This is a genomic window from Bacillus sp. B15-48 (genome assembly GCF_016879755.1).
Taxonomy (GTDB): Bacteria; Bacillota; Bacilli; order Bacillales; family Cytobacillaceae; genus Mesobacillus_B.
Genome location: NZ_WOFU01000007.1, coordinates 41,944 through 56,336, shown reverse-complemented (window position 1 = coordinate 56,336; position 14,393 = coordinate 41,944). Strand labels below are relative to the sequence as shown.

The 14,393-nt window shown below is 38.3% G+C and carries 14 protein-coding genes and 1 riboswitch; of the genes, 8 read left to right on the top strand and 6 right to left on the bottom strand.

Going from position 1 to position 14,393, the window contains the following annotated elements; all coding sequences use genetic code 11:
• Window positions 1-452 precede the first annotated feature (452 nt).
• The 6 genes from GNT69_RS19445 (at window position 453) to GNT69_RS19420 (ending at window position 6,455) form a co-directional block, all read left to right on the top strand.
• The gene (locus tag GNT69_RS19445) at window positions 453-1,436 is read left to right on the top strand and encodes an NAD(P)-dependent oxidoreductase (protein ID WP_203556658.1); all 984 of its coding nucleotides are present in this window, start codon (window positions 453-455) and stop codon (window positions 1,434-1,436) included.
• 57 nt (window positions 1,437-1,493) lie between these two features.
• Entirely contained in the window at window positions 1,494-1,871 is a 378-nt protein-coding gene (locus GNT69_RS19440; protein ID WP_239094352.1) for a cupin domain-containing protein, read from the top strand.
• 218 nt (window positions 1,872-2,089) lie between these two features.
• Entirely contained in the window at window positions 2,090-2,461 is a 372-nt protein-coding gene (locus tag GNT69_RS19435) for an iron chaperone (RefSeq protein WP_203556657.1), read from the top strand.
• A 348-nt stretch (window positions 2,462-2,809) separates the two neighbouring features.
• Window positions 2,810-3,802 (top strand): NAD(P)-dependent oxidoreductase, encoded by a 993-nt coding sequence (locus GNT69_RS19430; protein WP_203556796.1) that lies wholly within the window; start codon window positions 2,810-2,812, stop codon window positions 3,800-3,802.
• Between the two features lie 259 nt (window positions 3,803-4,061).
• A riboswitch (purine riboswitch) is annotated at window positions 4,062-4,163 on the top strand.
• Between the two features lie 161 nt (window positions 4,164-4,324).
• On the top strand, window positions 4,325-4,903 hold the full coding sequence (locus GNT69_RS19425) for a xanthine phosphoribosyltransferase (protein WP_203556656.1): 579 nt from the start codon (window positions 4,325-4,327) through the stop codon (window positions 4,901-4,903).
• A gap of 28 nt (window positions 4,904-4,931) precedes the next feature.
• Window positions 4,932-6,455 carry an NCS2 family permease gene (locus GNT69_RS19420; protein WP_203556655.1) on the top strand — a complete coding sequence of 508 codons (1,524 nt, stop codon included), beginning with the start codon at window positions 4,932-4,934 and terminating at the stop codon, window positions 6,453-6,455.
• Window positions 6,456-6,609: 154 nt separating this feature from the next.
• Here the strand turns inward: GNT69_RS19420 and GNT69_RS19415 are convergent, their stop codons facing one another.
• Window positions 6,610-7,506 (bottom strand): manganese catalase family protein, encoded by an 897-nt coding sequence (locus GNT69_RS19415; protein ID WP_203556654.1) that lies wholly within the window; start codon window positions 7,504-7,506, stop codon window positions 6,610-6,612.
• Window positions 7,507-7,585: 79 nt separating this feature from the next.
• Complete coding sequence (locus tag GNT69_RS19410) at window positions 7,586-7,912, bottom strand: DUF2642 domain-containing protein (RefSeq protein WP_203556653.1); 327 nt, start codon at window positions 7,910-7,912, stop codon at window positions 7,586-7,588.
• Window positions 7,913-8,173: 261 nt separating this feature from the next.
• On the opposite strand from GNT69_RS19410, the gene GNT69_RS19405 reads away from it, so the two are divergent.
• Entirely contained in the window at window positions 8,174-9,643 is a 1,470-nt protein-coding gene (locus tag GNT69_RS19405) for a protein adenylyltransferase SelO (RefSeq protein ID WP_203556652.1), read from the top strand.
• A gap of 41 nt (window positions 9,644-9,684) precedes the next feature.
• Here the strand turns inward: GNT69_RS19405 and GNT69_RS19400 are convergent, their stop codons facing one another.
• Window positions 9,685-10,638: an arsenic resistance protein gene (locus GNT69_RS19400; protein ID WP_203556651.1), complete on the bottom strand. Its 954-nt coding sequence runs from the start codon at window positions 10,636-10,638 to the stop codon at window positions 9,685-9,687.
• Window positions 10,639-10,732: 94 nt separating this feature from the next.
• On the opposite strand from GNT69_RS19400, the gene GNT69_RS19395 reads away from it, so the two are divergent.
• Window positions 10,733-11,827 (top strand): AI-2E family transporter, encoded by a 1,095-nt coding sequence (locus GNT69_RS19395; protein WP_203556650.1) that lies wholly within the window; start codon window positions 10,733-10,735, stop codon window positions 11,825-11,827.
• A 37-nt stretch (window positions 11,828-11,864) separates the two neighbouring features.
• On the opposite strand, the gene GNT69_RS19390 is transcribed toward GNT69_RS19395, so the two are convergent.
• The 3 genes from GNT69_RS19390 to GNT69_RS19380 are packed head-to-tail and all read right to left on the bottom strand — an operon-like array spanning window position 11,865 to window position 14,391.
• Window positions 11,865-12,455 carry a thiamine phosphate synthase gene (locus tag GNT69_RS19390; protein ID WP_203556649.1) on the bottom strand — a complete coding sequence of 197 codons (591 nt, stop codon included), beginning with the start codon at window positions 12,453-12,455 and terminating at the stop codon, window positions 11,865-11,867.
• An 11-nt stretch (window positions 12,456-12,466) separates the two neighbouring features.
• On the bottom strand, window positions 12,467-13,624 hold the full coding sequence (gene thiH, locus GNT69_RS19385) for a 2-iminoacetate synthase ThiH (protein WP_239094350.1): 1,158 nt from the start codon (window positions 13,622-13,624) through the stop codon (window positions 12,467-12,469).
• The gene (locus GNT69_RS19380; protein WP_203556648.1) at window positions 13,624-14,391 is read right to left on the bottom strand and encodes a thiazole synthase; all 768 of its coding nucleotides are present in this window, start codon (window positions 14,389-14,391) and stop codon (window positions 13,624-13,626) included. The genes thiH and GNT69_RS19380 overlap by 1 nt, the downstream gene beginning before the upstream one ends.
• Between the last annotated feature and the right edge of the window lie 2 nt (window positions 14,392-14,393).

Genomic DNA, 14,393 nt, shown 5'->3' with positions numbered 1-14,393 from the left:
TGTTGTAATTCCATGATATATAACAGGTGTACTACCTGTAAACTGTTGTATAATAAATGTTTTTTGTTATTGACAACTTTGTGACAAAACAAGAAAACCACTGAGCTTATAGTGTTTTTCACTAACTTATTTATCGTTTAAGAAAACCACTCGCAATAAGATGAATGGGAGAGTAACTACTACATTAGTGGTGGTGGGTTAGAGGATTTTAGCAAATTTCAACAAATGAAAGCGCTAAATTTATCTACTTTGTCTAAAGATTAAAACGTTACGAAAGGATATGCTTAACGTATCATCAAATTGTGTACTTATTCACAATTATTTTGTTTCGGCAAACGCAGAATGTTTGTGATTTTTTCACAAAATATAGGGCTGATGATTTCCTGGTATTACCCATTACCATGAACTCAATAATAAGCTCTAAATAAATTACTGAAGAGGTGTGTGTAAAAATGGCGAAAATTTTAGTAGCTGGGGAAATTCCACAAAAAGGTTTAGACATGTTAGCTGCCGAGTATGAAGTGGAAGTGTTTGCGGGTGAAAAATTAATCTCCGAGGTCGAATTAAAGGAACGTATCAAAGATAAAGATGCACTATTGAGTTTGCTATCAACTCCGGTTACGAAAGAAATCATTGATCAAGCACCAAATTTAAAAATTATTGCAAACTACGGAGCCGGTTTTAATAATATTGATTTTGAATATGCTGCAACTAAAGGGATTCCGGTTACAAACACCCCAATTGCCTCTACTGCAGCTACGGCTGACTTAACGATTGCTCTATTATTAGCGGCTGCAAGAAGAGTCGCTGAAGGGGATGAAGTCTGTCGAACAGTTGGTTTCAACGGCTGGGCACCACTTTATTTCCGTGGCCGTGAAGTAACGGGGAAAACAATTGGTATTATTGGGTTTGGACAAATTGGACAAGCAGTTGCAAAAAGAGCGGCAGCCTTTGATATGAAAATTCTATACCATAACCTTAATCGAGTAAGCCAAGAGATAGAGAACTCGTTAAATGCAACTTATGTTTCATTTAATGAATTACTGACTAGTTCGGATTTTATTACGATTAATTGTTCATATAATCCAAGTATGAAACATATGTTCAGCACTACACAATTTGAGATGATGAAGTCAACAGCCTATTTGATTAACTGTGCACGTGGACCAATTGTGGAAGAAGCTGCTCTTATAAAGGCTTTACAGGAAAAAACGATTGAAGGAGCAGCACTTGATGTTTTTGAGTTCGAACCTGAAATTGGTGAAGATCTTAAAAAGCTAAAGAATATTGTCTTAACCCCACACATCGGCAATGCTACATTTGAAGCGCGTGATGATATGGCTGTGATGGCAGCAGGAAATATTGTTAAAGTATTGAATAACGATGCTCCATCTTACGTCATCAACAATGTGATTAAACAAGGGGTCCTTCTCTAGAGATAATTTGATGTTTTAAGTTGTATGTCAATGATGATTCGAAAGGAGATATCGATAATGGCAAACGCGACGATGGAAATCGATAAAAGATTTTTTAAACTTGAGGAACTTATCCAATTCGATCCAAATCAAGGAAAAAAAATTGTTTTCTACGAAACAGAAAATACCGCAGGTGCTGTATGGTGTTTAGAACCGGGGCAGGAAATTTTTAAACACTCTCATACAACTTCAGATGATTTGTGGATTTGTATTCAGGGAACGGGGACTTTCTATCCTGGAAATGGTAAAGAGGTGGAAATTACGAAAGGAGATTTAATCATCTCTTATCCTGGGCAACAACACGGAATGCGGAACACTGGAAATGAACGTTTTGTTTGTATTGGAGTTGCCGGACCGCTTCCAATGGATATCGTTTTACCGGAAAAGAATGAATAAAGGATTTTGAATTACATAGTAAGCTGATTTACTAATTCATAAGTAAATCAGCTTTTTTTATTTTAAGTAAAAGGTTGACTGACTTCGATTATTTTCTCCAAAAATTTTCTGCACGCCTTTAAGACCTATGTTTACAGGGAAACAATAATTAATAATGTTAAAATTGAGAAATACGAAAGCAAGAAAATTTAGTACAAAGTATTTTGGGAGGGAACGACATGGAAGTGTTTGCTGAGTTTTTAGTAGGGATGGATAATCCTTCACACCGAGAAAGAATGGAAGAAGTGCTAACTTGGATAAAAAATAAATATCCAAATTTAAAGACAGAGATTAAATGGAAACAACCGATGTTTACGGACCATGGTACTTTTATAATTGGGTTTAGTGTTTCTAAAAAACATTTAGCTGTTGCCCCTGAAAGTGTAACTATTACTTATGTAGAGGATGATATTGTAAAGGCTGGCTATGAATATACAAAGGAGTTGATACGTATTCCTTGGAACGGCCCGGTTGAATATTCGCTACTTGAGAAAATGATCGATTTTAACATTTGGGACAAGGCAAATTGTTCTACTTTTTGGCGGAAATGAAAGAGTAAAATGTTACGAAAACGATAAAAATACCAATATTTTTATATCTAAATAATAATTGTATGCAGAATTTTAGCAAATTTCACTAAAAGGGAACAACTAATTTATCCACTTTATCCAATGACTTAAATGGGAATTAAATGTTATGATTAAATATAATAATTAGTAATTACTCATAATTTATTTGTTTTGTGCAAAAACAAGAATGTCTACTTAAATAAATTTGATATCGACCATTTTATTTTCAGTGGCATTTTTGATTTTTAGCAATCTAGATAGTTAATGGTTTTCCAATATAATCTATTGGTGAAAATCATTCTAACTATTAATAATTAATTTAAGAGGTGTATAAAAAAAATGGCAAAAATTTTAGTAGCAGGGGAAATTCCAAAAAAAGGGTTAGACATGTTAACTGTTGAGCACGACGTGGAAGTGTTTGCAGGTGAAAAACTAATTTCCGAAGCGGAATTAAAGGAACGCATCAAAGATAAAGATGCACTTTTAAGTTTACTTTCAACCCCGGTTACGAAAGAAATCATTAATCAAGCTCCAAATTTAAAAATTATTGCAAACTACGGGGCAGGTTTTAATAATATTGATTTCGAATATGCTGGATCTAAAGGAATTCCAGTTACCAATACCCCAATAGCATCCACTGCAGCAACGGCTGACTTAACAATTGCCCTGTTATTAGCGGCTGCAAGAAGAGTCGCTGAAGGGGATGAAGTATGTCGAACAGTCGGTTTCAACGGCTGGGCACCACTTTATTTCCGTGGCCGTGAAGTAACAGGGAAAACAATTGGTATTATTGGGTTTGGACAAATTGCACAAGCAGTTGCAAAAAGAGCAACAGCGTTTGACATGGAAATTTTATATACTAAACCAACTCAAGCTAGTCCAGAGGTAGAGGAAGCATTAAATGCAACTTATGTTTCATTTGATGAGTTACTGACGAAGTCAGATTTTATTACAATTAACTGCTCGTATCATCCAAGCATGAAACATATGTTCAGCACGAAACAATTTGAGATGATGAAGCCAACAGCCTATTTGATTAACTGTGCGCGTGGACCAATTGTGGAAGAGGCTGCACTTATAAAGGCTTTAGAGGAACAAACAATTGAAGGAGCCGCACTTGATGTTTTTGAATTCGAGCCGGAAATTGGCGAAGGGCTCAAAAAATTAAAAAATGTCGTTTTAACCCCACATATTGGTAATGCTACTTTTGAAGCGCGCGATGATATGGCAGTAATCGCTGCAGGAAATATCGCTAAAATGTTAAATAACGAAGCTCCTTCATACGTCATCAACGATGTGATTAAAGAAGGTGCGCTTGTCTAAAGAATCGTTTGTCGCAGATTAACTGGCAGTAAAACCCCCACTGATGGAAGTTTCGCTTTATTGTTTCAAGCGCTGATTTACTTAGAAGGTTCCTTCTCAAGTAAATCAGCTTTTTTTAGTTGAAATTAATAAAATATTCTAAAAATGCTAAAATGCCAAAAAACGAACTTAAATAATGTTTACTATTATTTTCATTCGTTTTTGTTGAAGAAAAAGCTTTTTTTTATCTGCGTTTTAATATATAATCACATTCATAACCGAACGAAAAAATAACCTTACTTGTATAATCATGGGGATATGGCCCAAAAGTATCTACCAAGTTACCGTAAATGACTTGACTACAAGTGATCTCTTTAGTAGAAAATAATAGGCATCTATTTGCTGTTATTTTTGTACTACTTTCGTACTTCTTTCAATGGAGTCGAATGTGGAAATCACTTTTAGTCAATGTGATTTCTTACATTCGGCTTTTTTTGTTTATGAACAGTTTTCCTTTTAAATCAGGTTGCAGGAGGTACGAAAATGGAACAATTACAGATTGCAATTAAAGAAAGAGGGTCGGTGATCGCGGATGGTGTTTTAAAGGTAGACCAATTTTTAAATCACCAAATCGATACAGACTTAATGATAAATATCGGGAAAGAATTTGTTAAAAGATTTCAAGATTGTAAAATTACAAGAATTTTAACGATTGAATCGTCTGGGATTGCTCCTAGTTTTATGGCAGCGAATGAATTGAACGTCCCACTTGTGTTTGCACGGAAAAGGAAATCACTTACGATGACGAATGATGTTTATACGAGTAGTGTTTATTCGTTTACAAAACAAGAAACGAATACCATCACTGTTTCTAAAAGCTTTTTAACGCCTGAAGATCATGTGTTAATCATTGATGATTTCCTCGCTACTGGTCATGCAGCACTTGGTTTAACAGATATTGTGAAACAAGCAGGAGCAACCGTTGCCGGGGTTGGAATTGTGATTGAAAAGTCTTTCCAGGGTGGACGAGCAAAACTTGAAGAAGAAGGACATCGAGTAGAATCACTCGCACGTATTCAATCTTTACAAGATCATAAAGTGACGTTTTTAAAAGAAGTTTAAATAAACATCAGATAGGAGATTGGACATTATGGATAAAGTGGTTCATTACCCTTGGTATAAAAAGGAAGATACAGATGCTTTCTTTTCCTTATTTCAAAACAATCTAGCGAACTTTGTCATTATCGTGGTCACGATGCTTGGAATGGGATTTCCAGCGAGTATCGTCTTTGGAAAAGTAATCCCTGGTGCCGCTGTAGCCGTAATGGTTGGTAATTTATATTATGCCTATATGGCCAACCGTCTTGCAAAAAAAGAGGGCAGAACCGATGTCACGGCGCTTACTTATGGAATTAGCACACCTGTTATGTTTGTGTTTTTGTTCGGTGTTCTTGCGCCAGCCTATGCGTTAACAAATAATTATGAGCTTGCTTGGAAAGTGGCGGTTGCCGCTGCATTTTTAAGTGGACTGATTGAAGCGTTAGTAAGCTTTTCGGGGAATTGGGTTCGTAATCGAATCCCTCGACCTGCGATGTTAGGAGCCCTTGCCGGTGTTGCACTTACATTTATTGCCGGTGAGATGTTATTTAATGTGTTCTCGATTCCTGTTGTCGGTCTTGTTACATTTATTATTATTATTGTTGGGGTTGTAGGGAAAATGGCAATGCCATTTAATATTCCCACTTCGTTATTTGCAATTGTTATTGGAACGATATTAGCCTTCACATTAGGGTATCAATCTCCAGAAAAAATAGCTGAAGGCCTTGCAAATGTTGGGTTTTATCCGATGCTTCCTAGTTTCGCTGTTTTTGAAGGAATGAGCTTATTATTTACTGCTTTGGTAGGGTTGCTTGCCGTTATTTTACCGATTACGATATACAATGCAATTGAAACGATGAATAATGTTGATGCAATGGCTGCAGCCGGTGATTCTTATGATGTTCGTGAGTGTCAGGCAGTAGATGGGGTTGGAACAATGCTTGGGGCCATATTTGGTGGGCTATTTCCTACGACCGTTTATACTGCGACCGTTGGTTCGAAAACAATGGGTGCTGGCCGCGGATATAGTATTTTAAATGCGATTGTGTTTGGAATTGCAGCATTGACAGGTGTAATCGCTGCATTGTCAGCTCTTATTCCGATTGCTGCTGTTGCACCAATTCTTGTATATGCTGGGGCTTCAATGGTCGGAACAGCCTTCAAGGCGAATGAATCAAAATATTTCATCGCGATTGTGATTGCGATGCTCCCTTACTTTGCAAACTATATGATGACACGTTTTAATTCGTCAGCTGGTGAGACGGTTGCCAATATATCGACAGGAATCGTCCCACTCGGACAAGGGGCGATGTTTACGGGAATTATTTTAGGGGCCGTTACGGTGTTTATTATTGATCGACAATTTGTAAAGGCGAGTATTTTTTCACTCGTAGGCGCTGCTTTGTCTTTCACTGGATTTATGCATGCACCTAAATTAGCATTTAACGCAGCTCCACAGTTTTCAATGGCTTATTTATTCGTATCGATTTTCCTAATCTACTGTGCGTATCAACACTCGGCTAGCACAGCGAAAGATATCGGGCATAAATCAATGAAACGAAGTGTAGCTTCTTAAAAATCTTAAAGAGATGAATTGTTGTTCGACGATTATAAATGAAGAAAGAACGAAAAAGTAAGAAACGAGCTGTCCGAACCATTATTCGGACAGCTCGTTTCTATTCATCTATTAGAACAAGTATATAAACCAAAAAGATTAAAACCTCTCATCGTTACATTCCTGCTAATTTCTGCAATCGTTTTGATATCTCGAGAAAATCTTCATGCGAGATTCCTGGTGCAAAGGTTTCAGGTACTTCCGGTAATTCTGGAACAGGTGCCCCTTTCGGCGAGCCTTGAATGACTTCCAAAGGCGATCCGTCTTCGGGATGTGTTCCTTTCCAGATGTGGACAATTTGCTTGTAGTCATGATCACTAAATGTATAGAGCCTTCGGTGTTCTCCAGCATCCTCCCATTTTCTCGCAGCATCAAATTTCCGATTGCTTACATCAGGTACAGGGACCATTTTCGTCATGTTTACCCCGGTTAACACTTCAAGTGCTTTAGCATACGCATTAATATGAACGCCTCCACGGACAAGTAAATACCCAATCATTTCTCGGGCAACGGGGTGATCAGTCATTTCATAAACACGCATTTTATGGGTGCGTGCCCCAATTTCCAGGAAGAAATTATGGAGCAAATCTTGGACAAGATTGCCACTTTTAAACACATAATCACCTGTCCAAGGAGCACCCATTGAATCGAATGGTTTGGCTGTCTGATCAGTGTCAATAAAATGATAGGAGTTACGCTTATCCTTCCCATCTCGCATCGGTGTTTGGTCAGGATCTTCTGGATAAGTAGCATCGACAAGCATGAGGTTAATTGTATGGGCGACCAATTCTACGTGACCGAATTCCTCGCCGCTAATGCTGCATATAAGATCATAAAACGGCCTTAATTTCTTTTTTTCCCGAAAACCAAAAGACTGGAACATATAATTATTTAATGTTGACATCTCACCAAAGCGGCCACCGAGCAGCTCTTGCACAGCAGCTGCAGCATTTGGGTCTGGATGATCAGGTTTCGGTAACTCTATAGCAATGCGATCAAAACGCCTAATCATGATTGTCCCCTCCATGTTCGTAGTGTACTTATTCAGCTTATGCTTAGGGAAGTTTGTTTCATGTTATGTTTTAGGCAATTTACTCCATACCTGATAGTTGCGGAAGAGATGTCTTGGCATGAGTCGGCATCACCCAATTGATGTGCTGTGTCCGAATATAATAATGATTGCCTTTCACATGGAGTACGATGTGATCAGGATGAACATCAGACAATACTCCACGAATAGTTCCTTTCATCGCTTCAACAATCACATTTTGATTCAACATCGAGCGGAGTGTGTGGTACAAAAACGGTTCAAATGCAGTGTAGATATAAGGTTGATTAAAATTCATATGCTGTGTAGGGGCCATCTGCTCTTGATTCTCATAATTATGTCTATACTCTTGATGATAATATTGTGCCATTTAAGAATCCTCCTTCTAAAGATATCTGAATTAGTCTATGATTACAGATGCCTATAGGTGAAAGGAGTAAGTGTGGGAATTGAAAACAAACGCGTGCAGCAAGTTAACGTCCCACTCTTAAGGAAATGAACAATCTATGTATTGTGAATGATTAATAGGCAAATATAACGGTAAAAGGAATGCTAACTGATAAAATATAAATAGGCTGCGTTTTTTTGAAGTGTAAAAATTTAAAAGTAGTGAAACAAGAAAGGATAGGCGATGACAAAGAGGATGGAACAAATAGGATGGAATTTAGATAATAGTTATGCTCATTTACCACAATCTTTTTTTACGAAGCAAAAGCCAACAGCAGTATCTGAACCGGAGCTTATTATTTTCAATTCTTCATTAGCCACAAGTTTAGGATTACATGTTGAATCGTTACAAAGTGAAGAAGGTGTTGCCGTTTTTGCTGGTAATCAGATTCCCGAAGGTGCAATTCCCCTTGCTCAGGCATATGCAGGTCATCAATTTGGACATTTCACGATGTTAGGGGACGGTCGTGCGGTTTTACTTGGCGAACAGATTACTCCACAAGGGGAAAGAGTCGATATTCAGCTAAAGGGAGCAGGGAGAACCCAGTACTCACGCGGAGGGGATGGTCGTGCGTCCCTTGGACCGATGTTGCGAGAATATATAATTAGTGAAGCGATGCATGCACTGCGTATTCCGACGACTCGTAGTTTAGCTGTTGTGACAACAGGTGAACCTGTTTATCGCGAAACGGAGCTGCCAGGTGCGATTTTAACTCGTGTGGCTGCAAGTCATATACGTGTTGGTACATTCCAATACGTAGCTAAGTGGGGAACAGCTGAGGAACTTCGAGTGCTTGCTGATTACACATTAGAGCGGCATTTTCCAGAAATAGTAGCAGAAGAAAATCGATATCTTTTGCTTCTTCAAGAGGTCATTAAGCGTCAGGCAAATTTGATTGCAAAATGGCAATTAGTAGGCTTTATTCATGGCGTAATGAACACTGACAATATGACGATTAGTGGGGAAACGATTGATTACGGACCTTGTGCTTTCATGGATTCGTATGATCCTGCGACTGTATTTAGTTCAATCGACAGGCAAGGCCGCTATGCTTACGGGAATCAGCCGTATATCGGAGTTTGGAATTTATCAAGGTTCGCGGAAACAATTTTGCCGTTACTGCATGTAGATCAAGATCAAGCTGTTAAAATTGCTGAAGCCGAGCTGTCAGTGTTTTCTAAGTTATTTCAACAGAATTGGTCCGCCGGGATGCGTGCAAAATTAGGAATCTTTCATGAAAATCAAGAGGATGAAACGCTTATTAAAGAGCTATTAGGAATGATGGAGGAGCATTCGGCCGATTATACGAATACGTTCCGTGCCCTTACTTTAGAAAAGCCGGAGGATACAACTTTACACGGGAAAAAGGAATTTACAGAATGGTATGATCGATGGCAATTGAGGCTTGGACAGCAACCTGAATCGAGAGAAGCTTCATATCAGCTTATGCAGGGGAACAATCCGTCCGTTATCCCGCGCAACCACCGAGTCGAAGAGGCACTTGAAGCTGCAGTTGAACAAGGGGACCTCGAGGTAATGGGTCAACTCCTTAAGGTCCTCTCAAGACCTTACGAGTATACGGATGACCAGGAAGATTATTGTAAACCTCCTAAACCATCAGCCCAACCATATCAAACTTTTTGCGGTACTTAATAAAAAGAGGATAAAAGAACACATCGAGCGAATGTGTTCTTTTATCTACCTTTGTTTTTTGAAAAAAACAATAGAAGTTGACTAACAATCGCAAGAATCGGCAATTCTAGCAGTGGGCCGATGACTAATGTTAGTGCAATTAAAGGCTGATCTGGAAAAGCAGTCATGGCAATTGCCAAGGCGATTGGCGAATTTCGAGCTAAAGTAGTTAAGCTTAAACTCGCTCGATCTGGATAAGAGAATTTTAGGAGCTGTCCAATCTTTTGACTGACGATAAAATTTATTATAAAAAATAATAGGATAGGAAGCGTGATTTGCCATATTACTTCAATATGTTCAAACAATAAGTTTCCTTGAGAAGCAAACATCGCTACAATCGCAAGACTAAGGAAAAGAATTGGCAACATACTAAGTTTAGCAATGAGATGTTCTCTTACTTGCTGTTTCTTTCTTAAACCAATTTTAGTGAGAAGAGCTAACAGAAATGGAAGGAATAAAACAATTAGAATGCTCTCCACTAGAAATTCGAACTCGACTACTAATGTTGTTCCACCAAAAATCAGAAGGTAAACGGGCAATAAAATTAGCTGCAAGATTAAATTTAAGGGCAAGATGGCGGTCGATAACGCCACATTCCCTCTGGCAATTCCAGTGAAGATTAAGTACCAATCCGTACATGGTGTGACCATCAGCATAATAAATCCGATTGCTAAGGCAGGATGATTATTTAAAAACAATAATGTCAAAAACCATGCTAGAATAGGTGTCCATAAGAAGTTCATAAGCACCGATGTACGGGTGAACTTGATGTTTTTAAATGCTTTTTTAATATCTTCAACAGGAATTTGTAGGAAGATAATATATAACATCGCCATTAATAAAGGAACGATGAAACGTTCTGCATTTGATTGTATGAATTCTATTTTTCCTATAAAGATCCCCATCACAACGGCTAAAAAAATAATGAAAGTATATAATTTTTCTAGCAAATTCATTGTTAATCACATCACATTCATTTACATAATGATTCTATTTAATAGTTAACTTAATAGAGGGCGATTATAAGTTTTTTAAAAGCAGGAGGATGAAATGTATAATAAATTTATTAAATTTGGTTTAGCAATTATTATTGTTTTTCTCATTATTTATTTAGGTACGCTTATTGATTGGGTTTTTAGCCCTCTGCTCGTGTTCGTACAAACTTTATTTGTGCCAATTATCCTCTCTGGCGTTCTTTTTTACATCTTTCGCCCAATTGTCCGTCTTTTGAGTAAAAAGATTCCGAGAACGCTTGCGATTTTACTGTTATACTTTGGATTCACTGCGCTCATTGTTGGTCTTCTCGCGCTCATTGTTCCTGAGCTCCAAACTCAATTTTATAGTTTACTTAATAGTATTCCAATGATCATTTCAGAAATACAATTACTCCTTATTCAGCTTCAGCAGTATGAACTTGTTCAACGTTTTGATTTAACCGATTTATTTGGTTGGGAAGATGAGATTAATCAAGTCGGTACAATTATTAATAACCTCTTCAGGGAGATTACTACGAATACACTTAGTTTTTTAGGTGCTGTCTTTAATATTTTAATTCTCATTTTTGTCGTTCCGTTTATTCTTTTTTATCTGTTAAAAGAAGGGGAAAAACTACCGAAAAGAGTCGTTCGCTTTACGAAAAAAGAGAAGCAAGAGGAAGTTCGCTTAATCATAAGTGATATGGATACGATGATCAGTAACTACATACAAGGTGTTTTAATCGTTTGTTCGTTCATCGGCATTCTTTGTTATACTGCTTTTACCATCATCGGTTTAGATTATGCGTTAATTCTTGCTCTTTTCGCAATGGTGACCAATGTGATTCCATATGTAGGTCCTTGGATTGGAGCCGTTCCATCTGTCATTGTCGGCATGCTTCACTCTCCGTTAATGGCGTTACTCGTAATTGCCATTGTTGTGATCGTTCAACAGATAGAAAGTATTTTCATCCAGCCGCAAGTGATGGGGAAGAAGTTATCGATGCATCCCGTCACTGTTTTGTTTTTAGTTCTTGTTGCTGGTCGATTTGCAGGTATTTTAGGGATGGTCCTTGCGATTCCAACTTATGCGATTGGAAAAGTGATCGTAACACATATTTATCGATTATGGAAGTTGAAGCAAGTAGAAGAGAAACTGGATGCAAGTTGATAGATGGTGATGATTGTAGAAAAAAAGGGGGCGGATCTCAATTGAAATCGGCCCACCACATAGGTAATAATTCAGGGGAGGGGCTTGTCATTGCCTCAGACATAATACAGACCCCTGATGCCCTTGCTTTCACGATCATTTCTTTTCTTTCCTTCGTTATGCCACCAATTGCAAATACAGGAACTGAAACAGAATCGCATATTTCTTTTAGAAAGGGGAGCCCTCGCGGTGGGACTCCTTTTTTACTATTTGTAGCAAAGATATGACCTGCGATTAAGTAGGTCGCCCCTAATTGTTGAGCCTCTAGTGCCTCTTCTTGCGAATGAACAGAAGCGCCGATAAATTCAAACGGCTGTAAATTCCTTTGATTGGCTCTTAAATTAGTCATTGATAGCTGAATCGCTGGAATGTTCAGTTTTGCTGCAACAGAAATGTTTTGGTTAATAATTAACGGGACGTTCTTCTTCTTGCAAATTTCATTTACTTGAATGGCTAAAGTCTCATAATCTGTTAAACTTAAATCCTTTTCTCTCAACATGATTGCAGCTGGTTTTCCTGACGCTAATTTCTCGATGCGATCTAAAAAGTTTTCTTTACATAACTTTCGATTGGTGATACAAATAAGCATTGCCGTTTCTCCTAAACCCGAATGTAATCTGAATAGACAGGCTGCAACCCTTTGCTTAAAATCATATCGTGAACTTCACTTACTGATCGTTCATCGGAAATTTCAAATTGTTCATCGCCTTTTTGCTCTTCGTTATGGCCGCCGACACCGACATTGACTCCGGCTGACATTTTGTTTGCAACTAAGCCAATTACATTGTCACGAAATCCTTGTCTTTCCCTAGTTGAAATCGTGATTCCGGTGTGAGGCATAAATAGTCGATACGCAAGCATTACTTGAAGAAGCTGCGTTTCATGGACGTCTTTTGGATTATTTTCAGCATTATTAATGTATGGACGCATCCGCGGTACAGAGAAGGATACCTCTGCGTGAGGATACCTTTGCTGAATGAGAAAGGCATGTAATCCAGCCGCAAAAGCATCTTTGCGGAAATCATCCAAACCGAGCAATGCACCAAAGGCTACCCCGCGGAGCCCTCCTAATAACGCCCGTTCTTGCGCATGGAAACGATAAGGGAAAATCCGTTTCGAACCCCATAAATGAACTTTTTCATATGTATCCGTGTTGTATGTTTCTTGGTAGACGGATACAAAATCTGCCCCACAGCTTTGGATATAGGCGTACTCATCTATGTTTAAGGGATAGATTTCAATCCCAATCGTTGAGAAATACTTCGTTGCTAATTTAATTGTTTCGCCAATATACTCTACACTTGATTTGTGGCGAGATTCCCCTGTAAGGAAGAGAATCTCTTTTAAACCGGTAGCGGCAATCGCTTTTAGTTCATCTTCTGCTTCTTCCATCGTAAGGGTAGCGCGATGAATTTTATTTGTCGCACTAAATCCGCAATACGTACATTGATTTTCGCAGTAATTTGCGATATATAATGGCGTGAAAAGGCTGATTGAGTTTCCAAAGTGTTTTCTTGTCTCAACCTTTGCCTTTCTTGCCATCTTTTCTAAATAAGGCAAGGCAGCAGGAGATAGGATCGCTGCATAATCATCAATCGAAAGTGTTTCCTTATTTAAGGCATTTTCTACGTCCCGGCCTGTATATTTTTCATAATTATATTTTTCCATACCTGTTAAGACCTTTTCCATAAGGTCAGAATCAATCTTTTCCATTCCATCTAAATACTGCATGTGATCGACGCTTTTTCTCTTCATCATCAATCCTCCAGAAATCCTATTAATGGACTAGATGCTTCTCCCTCAAAGTCTAATACACGTCCTAAGCCTGCAAGATAAGCGGCACGACCTGCTTCAATCGCATGTTTAAACGCTTTTGACATTAAAGCAACATCAGTTGCTGTGGCAATTGCAGTATTACACATAATTGCATCGACACCCATTTCCATTGCTTCGCATGCTTGGGACGGGCGACCAATTCCAGCATCGACGATAATCGGCAAGTTGATTTCATCGACTAAAATTTGGATAAAATCTTTCGTGCACAAACCTTTATTGCTTCCGATTGGAGCCCCTAAAGGCATAACAGCTGCAGCCCCTGCATCAACTAATGATCTGGCTGCATATAAGTCGGGATACATATAAGGCATGACAATAAAGCCTTCTTTGGCGAGTATTTCGGTTGCTTTAGTTGTTTCATAGTTATCAGGTAACAAATATTTAGAATCAGAAATCACTTCCAATTTTACAAAATCTCCACAGCCAAGCTCTCTTGAAAGCCTAGCAATTCTTACCGCTTCTTCGGCATTTCTTGCGCCTGAAGTGTTCGGCAATAGAGTAATATCCTTCGGAATATAGTCTAAAATATTTTCTTCGCCATCAGCATTTGCTCTTCTTAGTGCAAGTGTAACAATTTCTACCTCTCCATGTTCAATGACAGCTTGCATGAGATTCAGCGAAAATTTTCCTGAACCTAAAATAAATCTAGAATTAAATTCATGTCCACCAATTATTAACTTATCACTCATTT

Coding starts and splice junctions, on each gene's coding strand:
- GNT69_RS19395 (WP_203556650.1), top strand. CDS start 10,733: ATGTATAATAAATTTATTAAATTTGGTTTAGCAATTATTATTGTTTTT.
- GNT69_RS19445 (WP_203556658.1), top strand. CDS start 453: ATGGCGAAAATTTTAGTAGCTGGGGAAATTCCACAAAAAGGTTTAGAC.
- GNT69_RS19425 (WP_203556656.1), top strand. CDS start 4,325: ATGGAACAATTACAGATTGCAATTAAAGAAAGAGGGTCGGTGATCGCG.
- GNT69_RS19380 (WP_203556648.1), bottom strand. CDS start 14,391: ATGAGTGATAAGTTAATAATTGGTGGACATGAATTTAATTCTAGATTT.
- GNT69_RS19400 (WP_203556651.1), bottom strand. CDS start 10,638: ATGAATTTGCTAGAAAAATTATATACTTTCATTATTTTTTTAGCCGTT.
- GNT69_RS19410 (WP_203556653.1), bottom strand. CDS start 7,912: ATGGCACAATATTATCATCAAGAGTATAGACATAATTATGAGAATCAA.
- GNT69_RS19390 (WP_203556649.1), bottom strand. CDS start 12,455: ATGCTTATTTGTATCACCAATCGAAAGTTATGTAAAGAAAACTTTTTA.
- GNT69_RS19405 (WP_203556652.1), top strand. CDS start 8,174: ATGACAAAGAGGATGGAACAAATAGGATGGAATTTAGATAATAGTTAT.
- GNT69_RS19420 (WP_203556655.1), top strand. CDS start 4,932: ATGGATAAAGTGGTTCATTACCCTTGGTATAAAAAGGAAGATACAGAT.
- GNT69_RS19435 (WP_203556657.1), top strand. CDS start 2,090: ATGGAAGTGTTTGCTGAGTTTTTAGTAGGGATGGATAATCCTTCACAC.
- GNT69_RS19440 (WP_239094352.1), top strand. CDS start 1,494: ATGGCAAACGCGACGATGGAAATCGATAAAAGATTTTTTAAACTTGAG.
- GNT69_RS19415 (WP_203556654.1), bottom strand. CDS start 7,506: ATGATTAGGCGTTTTGATCGCATTGCTATAGAGTTACCGAAACCTGAT.
- thiH (WP_239094350.1), bottom strand. CDS start 13,624: ATGATGAAGAGAAAAAGCGTCGATCACATGCAGTATTTAGATGGAATG.